Source organism: Limnospira platensis NIES-39 (assembly GCF_026000695.1).
GTDB classification, from domain to species: domain Bacteria; phylum Cyanobacteriota; class Cyanobacteriia; order Cyanobacteriales; family Microcoleaceae; genus Limnospira; species Limnospira platensis.
This window is the reverse complement of sequence record NZ_AP026945.1, coordinates 3,384,557-3,402,638: the sequence shown is the minus strand read 5'-3', so window position 1 is coordinate 3,402,638 and position 18,082 is coordinate 3,384,557. Positions and strand designations below refer to the sequence as shown.

The following is an 18,082-nucleotide window of genomic DNA, read 5'->3' as shown; positions in this document are numbered from 1 at the left end:
TTTTTGATAAAGTTTCCATCTCATCAGAAACCCTGAGATATAATTGAATTGAGAAGTACAGACCTGATGAGGGTTTGGGTTAGTGGCTGGGGGTTTTATCATGGCTGCGATCGCACAATTTTGGCCATATAAATAGCATCGAATCGACGAGTCAACTACCCTAACCCTAGGTGTACTACCCGGAGTTTTATATTAATTTGGAGGACTACTTACAATGGATGATGAATTTTCCGATTTTGATGAATCTCAACTAGAACGTGATGCGGAAACCGAAACCGAGCTAATTATTCATGATTCGGAAGCCGAAATACAACCAACTTTTGATGATTCGGAACCGGAAATAGAACCAACTTTTGACGATTAGGAAGCCGAAACCGAGCTAATTATTGATGATTCGGAAGCCGAAATACAACCAACTTTTGATGATTCGGAAGCCGAAACCGAGCCTATTGTTGATGATTCGGAACCGGAAATAGAACCAACTTTTGATGATTCGGAGCCGGAAATAGAATCCGAACCGGAAACCGAGCCTATTGTTGATGATTCGGAAACAGAATCCGAACCTGAAACAGAATCCGAATCGGAAACCGAGCCTATTGTTGATGATTCAGACACAGAATCCGAATCGGAAACCGAGCCTATTGTTGATGATTCAGACACAGAATCCGAATCGGAAACCGAGCCTATTGTTGATGATTCAGACACAGAATCCGAATCGGAAACCGAGCCTATTGTTGATGATTCAGACACAGAATCCGAATCGGAAACCGAGCCTATTGCATTAGAACCAGAACCAGAACCGGAGCCTATTGCATTACAACCGCAACCGCAACCGCAACCGCAACCAGAACCAGAACCAGAATTAGAAGCGCAGCCTATTGCATTACAACCGGAACCGGAACCGCAACCGGGACTGTTTTTTGAGGAACCTGTCGCCTCTCAAGAATCTCTTTTCTTTCCGATTCAACTTCCGACTTTTGATGAAACATCAATATCAATAGGACCCGAACAACTGGGAATAGAAGCAATTAATCAATTGATTAATTTGGATAATTTCATCCCAGAAATCCCGGAAGTTTTACCAGGAGGTAATGATGGGTCGATTACTCAACCTTTCCCCAATCAGTGGTTTGGTAGTGACAATAATGATGTAATTATTGGGACAGCATCAGATGAAACTTTGCTAGGTTTTCAAGGTGATGATTTCCTGAACGGTGTCGAGGGAAATAATACTCTGTTTGGTGGTCGGGGTAATGATACCCTAGTTGCTGGTAATGCTGATGATATCTTATTAGGAAATAAGGATGATGATCTGCTATTTGGAGGAAACGGTAATGATTCCCTTTATGGTGGTCAGGGTAATGATACCCTGATCGCAGGTGATGGTAATGATATTTTGTTTGGAGACAAGGGTAATGATATCCTATATGGAGGAGCAAAAGGTACTGATACTCTCGTGGGAGGGGAGGGAAATGATACTTTTGTAATGCTTCCGGGGGAAGGTTACAGCATAGTAAGTGACTTCGATATCAATCAAGATATCATTGTTTTAATCGGTAATCCTGATGACTATCGACTTGAGGTGACACCAACGGAGGTTAATAATGGCACAGCTATTTATATAGCGGGTTCTGACCAACTGGTTGGTATCATAGACCAGGTGATTGATGTGAGTTTAGAAGATAGCAATATCTTCAGTTTTTTCTAGGTTAATCTAGTTGTCAGTGCGATCGCTTTTGGGAGTCAGGGAACCTCGGCTAAAGCGGCTTTAACTACTTCCACGCCAGCGCCGGGAAGGTGTGCGTTTTCGCTTAAATGTCGCTTCCAGGCTTTAGTTCCTGGTTGTCCAGCGAAAAGTTGTAGAATATGGCGGACAACGCTGTTAAGCCGCCCTCCCTGACTTAACCAATTTTCGATATAGGGAAGCATTTGTTCTACTACTTGATGACGGGTGGGTGGGTTGATATTGTCGCCGTAAATTTCTCGGTCGGCGATCGCAAATAAATAGGGATTATCATAGGCGGCGCGACCCATCATTACCGCATCGACTTTTTTTAGTTGTTGTTTCACCTGTTCAAGGGTAGTAAATCCTCCATTAATTTCAATTGTCAAATGGGGAAATTCTGCCTTGAGACGGTGAACATCTCCATAACGCAGGGGGGGTATATTTCGGTTATCTTTGGGGCTTAATCCTTGTAGCCATGCTTTGCGCGCGTGAACGGTAAAACGCTGACACCCAGAGGCGGCGACCACCCGCACAAATGCGGTCATATCTTCATAGCGATCGCGATTATCGATACCAATACGATGCTTAACTGTTACGGGAATATTAACGGCTTTTTTCATGGCTGATATAGCTTCAGCAACTCTTTCGGGTTCCGCCATTAAACAAGCGCCAAAGTTACCATTTTGCACCCGCGCACTCGGACAACCCACGTTCAGGTTAATCTCATCATAACCCCAATCTTCGGCGATTTTAGCACAGGTCGCCAGTTGTTCAGGATCATCTCCCCCAACCTGAAGAGCGAGGGGTTTTTCGACTGGTGAAAAGTCCAGTAATTTGTGGCGATCGCCGTTAATAATTGCCGCACTTGTCACCATTTCTGTATACAGTAGGGGGCGGCGGGTAATTTGTCGCATGAAGTAACGAAAATGGCGATCGGTCCGATCCATCATGGGTGCAATACTCAGGATATGACTTCGATAATTGTCCTCACTTAACCTGGGTTCGCGACTCATGGCTGTCATGTTTACCATCATAGGCTATGCTACAATTAGACTATCTAATAATTGTATACCATTACTGGTTTTTCTGGCAATCTTTCCCCCCCCCAAAATTTAGGCAAACATGACTGGGCGGCATATATTCCCGGCGACATCATCCATATTAATTAAACAGCGATTTCCGCAAATATCACAGCTAAAACTTGATATAATTGCTGGGCTTACTGATGACTTACTGAGTCCATAATTAACCATGCTAGAACCAGGGACATTACTGTTCAAACTTCAACAGCAAACCGCACGGGCTTTAGAGGTCGGTGCATTACAGCCTATTAGCACCCATTACCAAATTGTAGAACAGGCGGAAATCCCTTTTTTGGTCAGGGTGATAGATAATCTACAACGCAAGGCTACAGCCCAGCCAAAGCAGGTCACCACCCAGACCGTCACCGGGGTAGAATTTAATCCTTTTTTACCCTATGATCCTGATTTATTTGTGGAGAATTTATCAGTTACTCATGTGGGTTTACTTAATAAGTTTAATGTCGTCGATTATCATCTGTTAATAGTAACGCGGGATTTTCAAGAACAGGATAGTTTACTAACCTTAGAAGATTTTGAGGCTATGTGGCTGGCTTTGACCGAAATTGACGGTTTAGCCTTCTATAATGGTGGTCGAGAGGCGGGGGCTAGTCAACGCCATAAACACCTTCAACTTGTGCCGTTTCCCCTAATTCCTAATGGGTTAAATGTGCCGATTGAAAAGGCGATCGCATCTAGTATTTTTTCTGGTTCAATTGGTAAAATACCCCCCTTTGAGTTTCGCCATACTTTATCATTATTTGAACCCGGTTTAGTCACTGATTATAAATTAGCCGCCCAAGTCACTTTGGCAGAGTATTTAAAATCATTGGATTTCCTCAAAATCTCAATTAATGATAATGGGAAACCCGCCACACCTTATAACTTATTGGCGACTCGAAATTGGCTGTTAATTATACCGCGATCGCAAGAAACTTTTCACAACATATCCGTTAATTCTTTGGGGTTTGCGGGGGCGCTACTGGTTGGCAATGATGCACAATTGGCACAACTCAAGCAACAACAACCTTTAACCATTCTCAAGTCTGTGGCTTTCCCTATTTAACCCACAGATAGCGCCTGTTTAATGCGTTGAACAAATGATGCAGGCATTCCCGCCACCCATTTTTCTCGGATGATGCCATCTTCCACTATTACAGCGGTGGGGACAGTATCAATTTTTAGGCGATCGTATGCTACGCTATCTAAAGCGACCACCGAAAAATTGAGTTGATGACTATCAACAAACCACCGCATTTCATCATAATTAGTAAACGCCACAACCCCTAAAACATCAGGCAATTCGTGGCAATCATGGACAATTTTTAACACCTGTAACCAGTCCTTACACTGAGGACAGCGGGGACTCATAAAAACGATTAATTTTGAACCCAAACTTAGGTCTAAATTTACCGCTTCCCCTAACCATTGATTTTGCCAAGGTCTGTTGGCTTGAATCGGCGCTAAATCAATTAGTGGATAGCCATGATTATCTAAATACTCTAGGGAAGCCGAGGCGGCTGCATAGCCAATTAAAAACGTGGCTATAACTATCATCCACCGCCATAAAATAGTCCCTTCGTTATAGTTACCAATTAAACCCACACCTAGGCAAATAATATACAGTAAATTCAACAGTAAACTTTGATTAGGGGTGATTTTTAGCCAGCCATTATAACAGCCACAATCTTCCGTTTTTCCCGTCGATGTACTCCAATAAGTTAACCCCGAAAGACCGATTAAAATTATGATACTCAACGGGATGATCATGGCGGGTGTCGCCCCGAAAATTAACGCGCTTCCTATGGTGGCTTCTACGGCTATAAAAGTTATAGTTATCAGTTCAATTAACCGAGAATTAAATAGCCTCAGTTGGGCGATATGTTGGGCGAATTTCCAGGGCTCAATAATTTTGGCGATCGCTGTTAGTAAAAATACACTTCCCACAAATACAATACCAAAATTAGCTAATGTTAGGGATATCATAGTTAAATGATGGTTAAGCATTAATCACAGGAGTTTAGCTTCCTACAGGTCATCCCCGAGTAAACTAGGGACCAGGGGAAACCTAGACTAAGGAAAGGACATCTGACAATTATCTGATCAAACTTGGCATTGTTGGAGATTTAACCTTCCCATATTCATGATATCATTGTTTATCTTCAATAGTAGCTTTACCTCATTTCGGTATCCAGGACTGAGGCGATCGCTTGCTTCTTTTTGAGGGAAACAGACTCCCAATCCTGCTACCTGATTATGGCACTTTTAGCTGAAATTATCGAAGAATGTTGTCAATTACCAGTATAGTTATAGAAAAGTGGGAACTAGAATTAACAACCTACAAGTTACTAAAATTGTAGATGGAGATACTATCAAAGTCTTGCTAAATGGTCGCCGAGAACCTCTGCGATTGCATTGTGTTGATACTGAGGAATCATTTGCTAAAGGTTCCAAACCGGTCACGCAAACCGGAATAGAGGCTTCAGCAATGGCTAAAAAATACTTCACAGAAGCTGATGGAACATTAACTAAAGTGGATTTGGAATTTGATAGTGATGATTCCTTAGAAGTCTGTTTAGACAAATACCGAGATACCTATGGTCGCTTGATTTGCTATGTTCATAAAGGCGATGATCATTATAACTTGCGATTAATTCAAGAAGGTTGGAGTCCCTATTATATTAAATATGGGCGATCGCAATTTTATCACCGCCAAATGATGGAAGCAGAAGCGATCGCTCAAGCCCATAATCGCATTATTTGGGATCGCAATTTACCTCAAAATAAGCCCTTTCGTGATTATGAACTCTTAAACTGTTGGTGGTCATTAAGGGATGGTATTATTCAAGATTATCGCCATCATGGAAAAACAGCCGGAGTTCTTTCTGTCCGTTTTGACTATCCCGAAATTCTAGCCGCCGCCGCTAGTAAACAATGGATTACTATATTTTGTGATTTACAAGATGGTATCACCAAATGGATTGGTAATAGCGCCTTAATTCATACCGGCTCAAAAGACCATATTATCAAGTTATGGATACCAGAAGCCAAAAGCGAGAAAAATGCACCCATTGTCCGATTAATCAATCGTCGCTATGCTGGTCTGGGGCGAGGATATGTTTATATTAGCGGTCGAGTTATTATGTATCGAGACAAACCCGAAATCACCATAAATCACCCACAGCAATTATCAGATTTTTGTCCCACACCACATCACTTACAGCAATTGATAACACTTGAGGAACCTGATCATGTACAATCACAGATAATTGTTTAATCTAGGAGTTAATCAAAATGCCAGCCGATTTACCCAAAGGGTTCCCAGAACCTACAGACATTGGAACTATTGAAGTTAAAAAATACCCCCATTATCGGGCTGTTACCTATCGCCACCAGGGAGATTTAACCGTCGCCACCCGCATGGCATTTAACCCCCTATTCCAACATATTAGCACTAATAATATCGCCATGACAACCCCCGTCGAGGCGCGATATTTACAGGAGGGTTCCTGGGAAGAAACATCAGCGGCGGATGTCTCTTTTTTATACTCTCAACCCGAAATTAATCCCCAAACTGTTGATGCTGATGTCACCGTCACAGATACCCCAGAAATGATGGTAGTTAGCATTGGGATTCAAGGTCCTTATACTTGGGAAAGCTACCAAATACATTTGGATAAATTGAAAGACTGGCTACAACAACATCCAGAATATCAAATTTTTGGACCCCCAAGACGCTTGTTTTATAATTCCCCTATGACTCCCCCTTATTTAAAATATAGTGAAGTACAAATTCCCATTACCCCTCGTTAACCGCTGAGGGTTGACAAGTTTTAGAGACTCATGATAAGATATTGACATATACTTTTTATATAATCGAAATCTGTATCCGAATAAAAAAAATGTATATATTCCCATTCTCTAAATGATACCACCAAACGAATCAGAAATCAAGGAGCGACCTCTCAAAAAAAATTTCGCAACATTTCTTAATTTTTTGTTACAAAAGTTAACATAAAGTTAACATAATTATTATAGACGGAAGCCGGGGAATCGCCCTGGGTGTCACCATAATAGGCGAGACCATGTTACAGGGAACTAGAATCCAAACTCTTGGCTTCTTCGTCGCTTTTGGGAAGGTGTAAGCCACACTCTTGTTTAAGTCCCCGGAACCGGGTATCACGATCGCTTTCATCACTATCCGTCACTGGGCGACTGGAATGCCAATCACCAACAGTAGTGTAACCCAGGTCGAAATAGGGATGATAGGGGAGGTCGTGGGCGGTTAGATATTTATAGACATCGCGGGAATGCCAATTGAGAATCGGGTAAACCTTATAACGACCCGATTGGTAATCAATACAACGTAAAGTTTTGCGGTGTGCGGTCTGATCAGCCCTAAGTCCCGCCAACCAAGCCGTAGCCCCAAGTTCATTTAAAGCCCGTTGCATAGGTTCAACCTTGCGGATTTGGTCATAGCGGTTAAAGGCTTCGAGATCATTGTGTTCCCACAGACGACCATAAAGGGCTTCCATCCTAGCCGGAGACATGGAAGATTGATAAACTTTCAGATTGAGTTGGAGGCGCTTAGTCAATTCTTCAGCAAAGCGGTAAGTTTCAAGGGGAAGATAACCCGTATCGACCCAAATCACCGGAATATCTGGAACTACCTGGGTAACTAGATGTAGCATCACCGCCGATTGGATGCCGAAACTGGTACTCATCAACAACCCTGAGCCAAAAGTGTCCGCAGCCCATGTCACAATATCAGTAGCATTAGCATTTGTGAGGTGATCGTTAATGCTATCGAGATCCAGTTGCTCTAAAGTGCGATCGTCACAGCACCCGTTTTGGTCTGACGGGATAGATGCAGATTGTCCGTTGGAATTAATTAGACTCAAATTCGTCATCTTTTTTCCCTCCTAGAGACCCCCGCCATAGCTGTATTCAGCTGGGCTGGCTGCCGGAGTAAACGAGGGGCAGCACTTAGTTGGCATACGAATAACCATCCTTCTTGTGAATATTTGACTCTCTCCACGCTAAAGCAACGGAGATTCGGGAATGAACCAAAAGTTCTCACAGGCGTAGTCAAAGCGCCCCTATAGGTAACCATAAGGCTTCCCTTTACTTTTTTTCGATGTCCCTTTTGCCTCTCGCCGATGAAACCACTTTGCTACCGACATTTCTGCATTATGCAAGTCTGCCCTCACGGGATGTTAAGCCCCTTTCATTCGGGTCTTAGAGAAGGCAGTTATATGATACCATAGCACCCGCTGGCGTAAGCACGCCTGTCGCTTTTCCTCCCCGTTAAAGAGACGGGGCTACCAAGCCACCGAGCTTTCAGCGTGTTGAGATCTTAAAACTTCCAGCAGTAGCCGTGGTGCAACCCACAGAATCAATCGTCCGGTATGATGACTTATCCGCAGTCCCCACAGCGGGTTTAGGCATAACCCAAACAAATCTTACCCCAAAATTCCCTGAGCAACTACCCTTGTTTTGACGCTCCCCGCTCTAAATAGACGGGGATTCTTCATTCATAGACTTGCCATAATTTAGCAGGATTTCTCCAACCAAACTAGAGGGCAAATCTCTGAAGCTTGAGATTTGGTGCGCCCCACCATACTTAATCCTTTTGGCAATATGTTTAAAGCAGCGTTTCTATCACGGAAGTCTGTATATCTGCAATGAGGGCAGACATGAGTGCGAGTAGATAACGACTTTTCTGCCCTTTGGTCACAATTAGAACAATTCTGAGAAGTATTATGGGGTGGAACAGCAATAACCAATTTGCCATACTTATCCCCAAAATACCCTAGCCATCGTTTAAAAGTAGCCCATCCTGCATCGGTTATCGACTTGGCTAAACGATGATTTCTAACCATACCTCGAACATTCAAGTCTTCACAAACTACCAAACCGTTAGATTGGACTAAACGGAGTGCCACGCTTTTGACAAACTCTTCTCGCTGTCTGCTTACTCTTAAATGTTTTTGGGCCTAAGGAGTTAAAGGGGTTATGGTATCTCTAGGATCTAATTTGATGGAGAATTGAACATAATATCCATCTGCTTGTCTAATAATCCTCACTCGCTTAATCTGTTCAGGCTGATAGTAATTAATATCCCTAGAGCCTATCAGCTTGAGCTTACCAATACCTTTTTTGTCGGTAAAAGTGATCTGCGGTTTATTGTCTGATAGTTTCCATCCAGAGACTTTATATTCTACCGAACGAGAATGTTTTTTGAATCTTGGATACCCCTTCTTCCCCTTGACCTGGTTTTGGCAATTCTCGTAAAAACGAGTAATCGCACCGAGAACTCTTTCAACTGCCGTTTGACAAGCATGATAGTTTAAATCTTTGACCAAATCAAACACCTTCCGCAGTGCTGTGTTGCATCGAAATAAGTCAACCTTACCTATGCCACGATTGTCCATCCAATAACGAAGCACCTTATTGCCGACAAACTGTGCTGTCCGTATTGCTTCATCAATGGCTTCGACTTGATGTGGCTTGGGTTTGACTTTGTATTCGATCACCAACATTTTGACACTGTACGCGCTGGTATCAGCCATTATAGCCTAAAAAATAAACGCGGGTTAAAACCCGCGAGTCGCCCTAACCCTCCCTTGAAAGACGAGGGCTTGCGGGCATCCCGTGTGATTTTCGTCAGATCCATAGCCAAAATTTTGGTGAAAATTTCTTGATTTCCTCCACAAGATCTTCACAATCTCATGGTTTGATGAGAATTAACTACTTTAGTAAACCGCCAGCACCCCTTTTATAAAATCGCTGGCCTATATTATCAAAGCATAGCCTGAGTCCATCGGACTTGGGCTATGTTGTCTGCGAGGAAAAAGTTGGTTTTTGCCGGGGCGGGTTTATTTACAGCTCCAGAACAGCAACCACTAGCCTGTAACATAGAAGTTCATCATCAGAATTCGGCTTTTTCCAAGGTTGAGAAAGGCTAAGAACCACCAGACATTCAGGACTTAAAATATAGTCATTGTCTAGTTTAGTACAAAGCTCTGGATCAGTCACGTTCAAGACTAAGCTGTGACCGCCCTGTAAAGGAATTTCCCCTTTCCATTTGCCGTAATTATTGCGCCAAGTTTCAAACCCGTCAACCTTGACTATTTGTAATGTACGTCTTTGATGGCGAGGCAATGAAGATATGTATGAATAGGGGATAGCATTCAGCCAATCATGACGATGACTATGAATAATTTCATCATCACAATAACAAACTACGTCCGTAGGGCTAACTCTGCCAACGTGCTTCCAGGAACCCCTTAAAATCAGTCGATTCTCACATTCATATCCATTTCCTGTATCACTTAGAGGTATATCAACAATATCTAGTGGTTGGATAAGCCTTCCATTAATCTGAGACATATTTACCGGAATGCGACCATCATCGAAGCTAGTCACAGGACGAACCCATTTCCCTGTAGATATTTCTATCCCAGCAATACAACGGTCATTGTGCTTCCGAGAATTAGCAAGACAAATTAACTTTGACATCATCCTTACCACTTATAGGTGATGAATGTTTACATTTCCCCATTTTTGGTTTAAGTATTCCGCAACTAAGCGACGATGACAGTTATGAGGTTTAGCCTCACTGCAAAGCAAACAAGCCCCATCAGCTAAATCTGGGGACAGCTTTTTTTCGATTTCACGATCCGCCATCAGCTTTAAAAATTTCTGCTCATATATCGACCAATCTCCCTTTTTCTTTTTATACTCATCAAGAATATCTTTGGTGGGAGCCAAGTCTAAAATATGCACATAATCAATATCGTCGATAGTTTTCAAGAAATACTCTAAGTCTGCTCTTTTGGCGAATCCAGCTAATTGAGATACATTATTTAAACGAGTGTCTATAACTTTCTTAACACCTGCTTTTTTCAGAGTTTCAAAGAAAATTTGTGCGCTTTTTTGAGTGAAACCTATGGTGAATAAATCCACCTGATTTTTCTTAGTTTTCATGGGTCTTATTTTCCTTTTCTACATAAGCAATCTCATCCCCCTGAAGTTGATAAGCTTGGCTCAAGCATTCTTCTCTTGTTGGTAAACTCTTTGGGGAAAATAGGGAAAGCTGAACTTCTTGTGCATCGCCAAAATCCCTAAAACCATGCTTAACAAGCATTCTATCTTCCAAATGCTCATGAGATTCTAAATCCCCATTCTTTAGGATGTGATTTATAGGGATATCAAAATCCCGTAAGTGCTGACAGACCAAGATGGCTCGGTGACAGGTTAATGGATCTTGTTCAGCACACATCAGCGAAATCTTATGTTTTTTCAAACCTTTATGAAGTCGCTTAATTCCTTGGTGAAAAGCATCTGTAAGAGCAATTCTTTCATATACTGCTTTACCATTGATATAGCAGTCGGGGTTACTAGGTCTTGCACCCAGTTCCCGTCCCAGAAAAACATATTGAATTCCTTGTTGAGCGAGAAACTCTTGTAGGGATGAGCGATTGAAATGTGACAAGAATCGGCTGTAGGGATGTGAACGTACATCAGCAACAGCGGTTACTCGATGCTTTTGGAGTAGGGAGATGAAAGCATCTATCTCATGATTAGAGTGACCGATACTGAATAACTCCATACTGATCCTCTGTTGCTACCTAGTCATACTATTTTATTTGGCGTTCATTGTCTATGAACCCTCATTATTATGGTAGTACAGACCGGCTTGGCTTGTCAATCTTAACCAGTTTCCAGATCAGCTATAGGAGAGATATCTAAGTATTAATCAGACAACGGCAACTCAGCACAACTACGATCGCCCTATGCCCTATGCCCTATGCCCTATGCCATAACCCCTATGCCATAGGCCAATTATCCCCCCGATTAGCTTCCCAGGGAAAAGCGATCGCTTAGGGGATTAACGGAGAACTAGAGGCAAAATACCAATGGCTTGGGTGTTATCTTCTGCGAGGCGATCGCCATTTCCGGCCACAAATTCCTTAAACTTCTCCCCATCTTTGATTGGGGATAATTGAATGTATTTTCCCGGTTTTATTATAGGCGATCGCCTGTGCGTAGCACATACTGCCATCAGCGGTTTTCTGATATTTTGATCAACTGACCTAATCATAACCTGTAACTACGCCAACGCGCAGCGCTATAATTATCCCGACGGGCCGGCGATCGCCACAAAAGCCGCCCAGTAGTGAGGAGACTCAAAGGGCGGGTCATCAAATAAACTCAAACGGTCTTCCACTTCTTCCAACTCTTCCTCCGTCGCTTTGAACTCATGTTTGAGCCAGTCAAGAACATCATCACAAGATAACCCCCGTAACCAGGTTTGAGCAGCTTGCAGGGCAACTGTCACCGAGGGATAATCCGGTAAAATTTGATAGAGGCGCAGGGTCACCAGAGTCGCCGCCAGTTCATCCACATTCCAGAGACTGGCGACCACCGTTCGCGCTCCGGTCAATAAAAAGGCACTGGATAATCCCACATAGTCATCCGTGAGGGAAGTTTCCACCAAGCCCGTTTGGCTAGAACAGAGAACCAGGAGGCGACACACTGGAAGACTAAGACTGGTAACAATATCCACAAAGGTCAGCTTTTCCCCATTCGCCAGTCTCAGATAGGCGTTGAGGGGGTTGCAAACGTCAAATTCACCGTGACAGGCAAAGTGGACCGCGTGACTCTGCTCAAGAAAGGTTTGGGTGTCGGGTTCGGTTAAATTAGCCAGAGTGGCTTGGTCATGGCGCAAGACTTGATAGGGGCTAAATTTCCGACACAACAGTTCCACCCCTAAATTTTCATAGTCGAGGTCTTCTGTCGGGTTTTGAATGGCGAAGAAGGGGGCTATTTCCCGGTTGACGGGGGGAAGGTTTTGGAGGTAGTTGAGAATTTGACAACTGGGGGCATATTGCACCGGGAACCAGTCTTGCAGGGGTTTGGTTTCACTCCCAGAAGGCGAGGGGAGAGAGACGGGGAGAGCGTGGAGGGGAATGAGGTGCAGTTCCCGGTGAGGAATCATGATGAGGTGTTGAATTTGGGATAATTCCGCCAGAAGGCGGGGGAGTTGCAGGGCGGCGCTGAGGGTTTCCAGGCGTTGGGGGAGTTGCTGATTCCAGGAGGGTCTTCTGTAGTCGCGGCGGTAGTCCTCTAGGGCTTGGTCGAGGTGTTGACGGTCTTCGGCGCTGAAGTGGTGGGGAGTAATCTGGATTTGCTGGTCTCGGCGGCGAGTGACGAGGAAGGCGTAAAATCCGGATTCCGCTTCACTGGGGAGATACCACTCGATGAGGGCAGTTTGGGGCGGCAGGAGGCGGCGTAAGTCCGGGAGTTGGGCGGGGACTTGTGCGGTGAGGGTGAAGTTGGGGTCGTCGAGTTCCGTGAGCAGGTCTTGGAGTTGCTCGTTAGCGGATTGGAGTTGTTGGCGGATGAGGGTTTCGGGTGAGGGTTGGTTGAGGTTGTTTTCGGTGGTGGGGGTGTAGGCGAGTTGTTGTTGGTAGCTGCCGATTTGACGGCGCAGGTCGCTGATGCGTTGTTTTTGTGCGTTGGTGGCGTTTTTGGGGTAGAGGTTGGCGCTGTCGAGGAGTTCGAGGAGGGTGCGGGATTTACTGCGTTCGACGGTGAGCAAGGCTTGGGGGTAGTCTTGGTTGTTGATGCAGGCTTGCACCATGTTTTCATAGATATCGAGGGAGTTGGCGACGAGTTCCCGTTTGGTGGCTTCGGAGGTGGCCCAGTAGCGGCTTTGTTCAATGGCAAGGATAGCTTGGTTGTAGCCTTCGATGGTGGTTTCCCAGTTTTGGAGGTCAAAGGCAATATTGCCCAAATTGCGACCGAGTTCCAAGGCTTCTAAGGGGAATCTGTCTGGGGAACAAATGGCTAAACCCGCTCTCCAGGCGGCAATGGCTTCGGGAATTTTATTTAATTGCCGATGGACAAATGCCAGAGAATTGTAACTGATGCCCATGCCTAAGCGATCGCCCAATTCGGTTCTCAATTCCAAAGATTGCCGATACAGACGCTCCGCCTCATACCAGTTGCCGCGATTTCTGTAGATATCTCCCAACTGTCCCCAACAGCTTGCCATGCCCGAGCGATCGCCCAATTCGGTTCTCAATTCCAAAGATTGCCGATACAGACGCTCCGCCTCATCCCAGTTGCCGCGATTTCTGTAGATATCTCCCAACTGTCCCCAACAGCTTGCCATGCCCGAGCGATCGCCCAATTCGGTCATCAATTCCAAACATTGTAGATACAGACGCTCCGCCTCATCCCAGTTGCCGCGATTTCGCTGGATATCTCCCAACTGTCCCCAACAGCTTGCCATGCCCGAGCGATCGCCCAATTCGTTTCTCAATTCCAAAGATTGCCGATACAGACGCTCCGCCTCATCCCAGTTGCCGCGATTTCGCTGGATATCTCCCAACTGTCCCCAACAGCTTGCCATGCCCGAGCGATCGCCCAATTCAGTCATCACTTCCAAACATTGCCGATACAGATGCTCCGCCTCATCCCAGTTGCCGCGATTTCGCTGGATATCTCCCAACTGTCCCCAACAGCTTGCCATGCCCGAGCGATCGCCCAATTCGGTTCTCAATTCCAAACATTGTAGATACAGACGCTCCGCCTCATCCCAGTTGCCCCGATTTCGCTGGATATCTCCCAACTGCCCCCAAGAGCTTGCCACGCCCGAGCGATCGCCCAATTCGGCTCTCAATTCCAAAGATTGCCGATACAGACGCTCCGCCTCATCCCAGTTGCCCCAATTTCGCTGGATATCTCCCAACTGTCCCCAACAGCTTGCCATGCCTGAGCGATCGTCCAATTCGGCTCTCAATTCCAAAGATTGCCGATACAGACGCTCCGCCTCATCCCAGTTGCCGCGAAGTTTCTCGATATCTCCCAAACTTCCCCAAGTGGTTGCCATCCCGGGCTGGTCTCCCAATTCTGTCTCGACTGCCAAACATTGCCGGTAGAGTGTCTCCGCCGCCTCCCAGCGACCCCACTTCCTTTGTATATCTCCTAACATCCCTAGGGCATTTCTTAGGTTGGTCAGAGTTACTGAGAGGTCTTTGTCTAACCCCAACCGCCGCCGAATGGCTGCTGCTTCATCGTAGGCAGCGATCGCTTTCTCCAGATTTACAATGGGGTCAATGCCCAACAATTCCGCCTGATTCCGGTAAACATTCCCCAGATTCGTTAGGGTTCGCGCCTTTGCCGGATTATCAGCCCCTAGTGCCAGCAGCAGATCATAGCCGCGAATAGCAATTTCTAACACTTCAGCATACCGACCCTCTGGGAATTCTTGAATACTGATGCAGGTATTTTCTACTAACCGGGCTATCTCTTCTGCTTGGTCAGGATTCTGCTCCAGAAATCCCTCCACAAATTGGGCAATCACATCCCCTAAGTCAGGAACAATCAACTCCATATTTTCCCGCATCACCTGATGGACGGCTGCTGTATCGCCCTCCCTTTCCGCTTGCAGCAGTTGGAGCCAAAATCGTTCTAATGCCGTTTGCTGAGTTTCTTCCGGCTCTGGCTCTTCGGTTGGTGGTGGCGGTTCCTCAACCACAGAGGAGGATTCCAACTCTTCCGCAAACTCTATATATGCTCCTCCCAATGACCTTAAAACCTGAGCCGTTACCCGCGCAAAAGCGATCGCATTTCCCTGAACTTCCCCTTCCCCTAACTGTTGCGGATTTCTCAAAATCGCCCCAAACTCTTTTACGTTCGCAAAGCCCAATTTCTTCGCTACATCACGAGAAATTTCATCAATCACCCGCACCGTCTCATCAACCGGCACCGACTCTAACAATAACTCCCGGACTCCCGGCATAAAATCATATTGAACCAACTCCGAGTCAGTCTCCATATCAATCTCCGATATCGGCTTCAATAACCCGCCCAAAAACACTTCCGCCACATTCACCTGCAACGACTCTCTCAACAAAGTTTCCTGAATTAAGCGCACCACAGGTAAAGTAATCACAGGAGCCGCTGCCAACAATCCCGCTAATTTTCGCGCTACCCGAGAAGCCGTCGCCCGAAACCCGTTTACCCGCTTTTCCGCCGTCAATTCGCCACCAGAATTGGGCCGCTGCCTCCGTCTTTGATGTTCTGCATACTTAAATAGATATCCGGCTGCCCAAACGTTACCCTTTCCCGCAACTAATCGCGCCCAACTCCCTACGGATTCCGGTTCTAAGGTAAAAATCGGAACCTTCACCACCTGATGAGTGACTTCCTCATCCCACCATAAAGGGAATTCATCAACTTTTAAGTTCTGATTCCAATCTCCCGGATTGAGTCCCTGTAACCTCACCAACGCTTCCCAACCTAAACCGCTTCTTTTCCACATCCATTCAGGTAGCATCTGCAAAATTGCCATCGACCCCCGTTTCGCCCAAAGGTCTAAAATGGGAGTCATTTTCCCCTCTCGCCACACTTTCGACACACAATCACTCACCACAATCACTAATCGTCGCCCAGTGGGGTCGATTAATTCCCTGGGACTGCGAGGGGCTTGATGTTTCGCGGTTGCCCCTATCCCCCGGCGAATTTTCACCGCTTCGGGGTTATCGGTGAGTAGACTCCAAACTCGCACATCTCGGAAAATTCCATAGTTCTTGAGCAGTTTTTCTAAGTCTCGGAGCGTATGCCGCCAAAGCAACATCGAGACGCAATCCTCAATCACTAAATCTAAGTCTAACCAAGGTTCTAGGCGAGGTCTTAACACCGGAAGCCAAATCCCTTGGCTGGCAATTTGTTCGCTAGTGGCAACTTCATCAATCACCCAATCTCGTCCCCCAGAAACTCGACGCATCAGGGGTTTTAAAGCTCTGGCTAAGGTCAGAGGTTCCCGAAGTGAGGGGGCATCGGAAAGTCGAATGGATAAACCCCCTCCACCAGCGGCGGTTTGACTTGGTTCCGGTTTGGGGACAATTTCGGCTTGGGGCGGTTGGGGGCTTACTGAGGAAGTGGATTTATCTTCTGGGGAATTTTCTGGGGGATTTTTTGGGTTATCTGCTTGGGAAACGGGTTGAGGGGGTGATTCTGGAGGGGTTTGAGATGAACTACTGCTGTCCGAACTGGGTTCAGCGGAGGGTGAAGGGCTGGGTTCCTTAGCTGGAGTGACAGATTCAGAATATTGGTCAATGTGGGAAGCCAGCCAAAAGATATCCGCAATGTCTTTGGCGGAGAGTTGAAATTCCTGTTGTAAGGCTTGAACCAAGTTGGGATTCATTAGTCTTCTCAACTGTTAAGGTATCTCATCAAGATTTCTACCAGGTCTTTCTCGTCGCTGACTTCCGGTTTTAACTCTCGCGTCACCATGTAAATGGCATTTAAGAGTTGATCAGTGGCGAGGTCGCCCTGGCTGCGACGGTTGCGAAACTGCTCGATCAGTTGATCAATTTTGGCGGGGTCTTGGGTGAGGCTATCTTCCCCTAAATGCGCTTCGACAATCTCTTTTAAGGTGGTAGGATTGGTTTGATCGGGCATGGGTACTCTTAAACAACGCCGGAGAAAGGCTGGGGGAAACTCTCGCTCTCCATTGTCGGTAAGGATAATCAAGGGAAAGTTACAACAGCGAATTTTTCCATCTTGGACGGGAACTGAGATACCATCGGCGGTGGTGACTTCGACTTGATTCTGCTCTGGACTAATTCGGGCGAGTTCGGGAATGGCAAATTCTCCTTCTTCAAACAGGTTTAGCAGGTCGTTGGGGAGGTTGATATCACTTTTATCAATTTCGTCGATGAGTAAGACTCTGGGACGATGAGCGGGTAAGAGGGCAGTTCCTAATGGACCCAGGGTGATGTAACGACCGATATCTTTACTTTTATCGCCCATTTGAACGTCCTGGAGACGGGCGATCGCATCATAACGATAGAGTCCATCTTGCAAGCTGGAACGAGCGGTAATATACCACGGTAACACCGGGCCGAGTTTCAATTCGTAAGCCACAGCATAGGCTAAGGAGGTTTTCCCCGTTCCCGGTTTCCCAGTTACTAACAGGGGTCGCCTCAGATATAAGGCGGCATTGACCATATTAACAACCCGGTTTTGCTCCCGGTTCTCAGGGCTATGAATCCGAAAGCTTTTCCCCCGTTTTTGGTCACGAGTTTCCGCGTCTAAGGTCTGCAAAAAATTGTTCCAGCGGCTGGCGATTTCTTCCACCAGACTCTCTTCTACTCCAGTAAACTGTCGCCAACTTGGAGGTGGCGGTAATTTCTCAATCCCATCATGGGGGTGACGATTTCCTTGAAAGATTTTCCAGGTGTTCATAGGGTTAGGCGGG

At 45.7% G+C, this 18,082-nt stretch carries 17 protein-coding genes; 5 read left to right on the top strand and 12 right to left on the bottom strand.

Features of this window, described 5'->3' with window-relative positions; genetic code table 11:
- Positions 1-214 precede the first annotated feature (214 nt).
- Entirely contained in the window at positions 215-364 is a 150-nt protein-coding gene (locus tag N39L_RS16680; protein ID WP_014275775.1) for a hypothetical protein, read from the top strand.
- On the opposite strand, the gene N39L_RS16675 is transcribed toward N39L_RS16680, so the two are convergent.
- Positions 361-750 carry a hypothetical protein gene (locus tag N39L_RS16675; protein WP_014275774.1) on the bottom strand — a complete coding sequence of 130 codons (390 nt, stop codon included), beginning with the start codon at positions 748-750 and terminating at the stop codon, positions 361-363. The genes N39L_RS16680 and N39L_RS16675 overlap by 4 nt on opposite strands.
- A 295-nt stretch (positions 751-1,045) precedes the next feature.
- Between N39L_RS16675 and N39L_RS16670 the strand changes: the two genes are divergently transcribed.
- A complete protein-coding gene (locus N39L_RS16670; RefSeq protein ID WP_231852233.1) occupies positions 1,046-1,708 on the top strand; it encodes a calcium-binding protein in 663 nt (220 codons plus the stop codon).
- A gap of 35 nt (positions 1,709-1,743) precedes the next feature.
- Here the strand turns inward: N39L_RS16670 and dusA are convergent, their stop codons facing one another.
- The gene (gene dusA / locus N39L_RS16665) at positions 1,744-2,760 is read right to left on the bottom strand and encodes a tRNA dihydrouridine(20/20a) synthase DusA (RefSeq protein WP_035737825.1); all 1,017 of its coding nucleotides are present in this window, start codon (positions 2,758-2,760) and stop codon (positions 1,744-1,746) included.
- Positions 2,761-2,977: 217 nt separating this feature from the next.
- Between dusA and N39L_RS16660 the strand changes: the two genes are divergently transcribed.
- Positions 2,978-3,871 carry an ATP adenylyltransferase family protein gene (locus tag N39L_RS16660; RefSeq protein ID WP_014275771.1) on the top strand — a complete coding sequence of 298 codons (894 nt, stop codon included), beginning with the start codon at positions 2,978-2,980 and terminating at the stop codon, positions 3,869-3,871.
- Here the strand turns inward: N39L_RS16660 and N39L_RS16655 are convergent.
- Positions 3,868-4,791, bottom strand: a complete 924-nt coding sequence (locus N39L_RS16655) for a MauE/DoxX family redox-associated membrane protein (RefSeq protein ID WP_043469045.1) — start codon at positions 4,789-4,791, stop codon at positions 3,868-3,870. The two genes, N39L_RS16660 and N39L_RS16655, sit on opposite strands and share 4 nt — an antisense overlap.
- 331 nt (positions 4,792-5,122) lie before the next feature.
- On the opposite strand from N39L_RS16655, the gene N39L_RS16650 reads away from it, so the two are divergent.
- Both N39L_RS16650 and N39L_RS16645 read left to right on the top strand, forming a co-directional pair.
- A complete protein-coding gene (locus tag N39L_RS16650) occupies positions 5,123-6,082 on the top strand; it encodes a thermonuclease family protein (protein ID WP_006617568.1) in 960 nt (319 codons plus the stop codon).
- Between the two features lie 17 nt (positions 6,083-6,099).
- Positions 6,100-6,618: a heme-binding protein gene (locus N39L_RS16645; protein ID WP_006617569.1), complete on the top strand. Its 519-nt coding sequence runs from the start codon at positions 6,100-6,102 to the stop codon at positions 6,616-6,618.
- 275 nt (positions 6,619-6,893) lie between these two features.
- Here N39L_RS16645 and cysH read toward each other — a convergent pair whose 3' ends face one another.
- The 9 genes from cysH to N39L_RS16600 form a co-directional block, all read right to left on the bottom strand.
- The gene (gene cysH / locus N39L_RS16640; RefSeq protein ID WP_014275769.1) at positions 6,894-7,715 is read right to left on the bottom strand and encodes a phosphoadenosine phosphosulfate reductase; all 822 of its coding nucleotides are present in this window, start codon (positions 7,713-7,715) and stop codon (positions 6,894-6,896) included.
- Positions 7,716-8,357: 642 nt separating this feature from the next.
- The gene (locus N39L_RS16635; protein ID WP_014275768.1) at positions 8,358-8,750 is read right to left on the bottom strand and encodes an RNA-guided endonuclease InsQ/TnpB family protein; all 393 of its coding nucleotides are present in this window, start codon (positions 8,748-8,750) and stop codon (positions 8,358-8,360) included.
- A 51-nt stretch (positions 8,751-8,801) separates the two neighbouring features.
- The gene (locus N39L_RS16630) at positions 8,802-9,377 is read right to left on the bottom strand and encodes an RNA-guided endonuclease InsQ/TnpB family protein (RefSeq protein ID WP_035737818.1); all 576 of its coding nucleotides are present in this window, start codon (positions 9,375-9,377) and stop codon (positions 8,802-8,804) included.
- Between the two features lie 310 nt (positions 9,378-9,687).
- Positions 9,688-10,326, bottom strand: a complete 639-nt coding sequence (locus tag N39L_RS16625; RefSeq protein WP_231852231.1) for a dual OB domain-containing protein — start codon at positions 10,324-10,326, stop codon at positions 9,688-9,690.
- 12 nt (positions 10,327-10,338) lie between these two features.
- Positions 10,339-10,794 carry a DUF488 domain-containing protein gene (locus N39L_RS16620; protein WP_006617572.1) on the bottom strand — a complete coding sequence of 152 codons (456 nt, stop codon included), beginning with the start codon at positions 10,792-10,794 and terminating at the stop codon, positions 10,339-10,341.
- Positions 10,784-11,419: a DUF488 domain-containing protein gene (locus tag N39L_RS16615; protein WP_006617573.1), complete on the bottom strand. Its 636-nt coding sequence runs from the start codon at positions 11,417-11,419 to the stop codon at positions 10,784-10,786. Before N39L_RS16615 ends, N39L_RS16620 begins: the two co-directional genes overlap by 11 nt.
- A gap of 279 nt (positions 11,420-11,698) precedes the next feature.
- Positions 11,699-11,872 (bottom strand): hypothetical protein, encoded by a 174-nt coding sequence (locus tag N39L_RS16610; protein ID WP_231852227.1) that lies wholly within the window; start codon positions 11,870-11,872, stop codon positions 11,699-11,701.
- A 72-nt stretch (positions 11,873-11,944) separates the two neighbouring features.
- Positions 11,945-17,026, bottom strand: a complete 5,082-nt coding sequence (locus tag N39L_RS16605) for an SAV_2336 N-terminal domain-related protein (protein WP_014275764.1) — start codon at positions 17,024-17,026, stop codon at positions 11,945-11,947.
- A gap of 8 nt (positions 17,027-17,034) precedes the next feature.
- Complete coding sequence (locus N39L_RS16600) at positions 17,035-18,069, bottom strand: AAA family ATPase (RefSeq protein ID WP_014275763.1); 1,035 nt, start codon at positions 18,067-18,069, stop codon at positions 17,035-17,037.
- Positions 18,070-18,082: the final 13 nt, after the last annotated feature.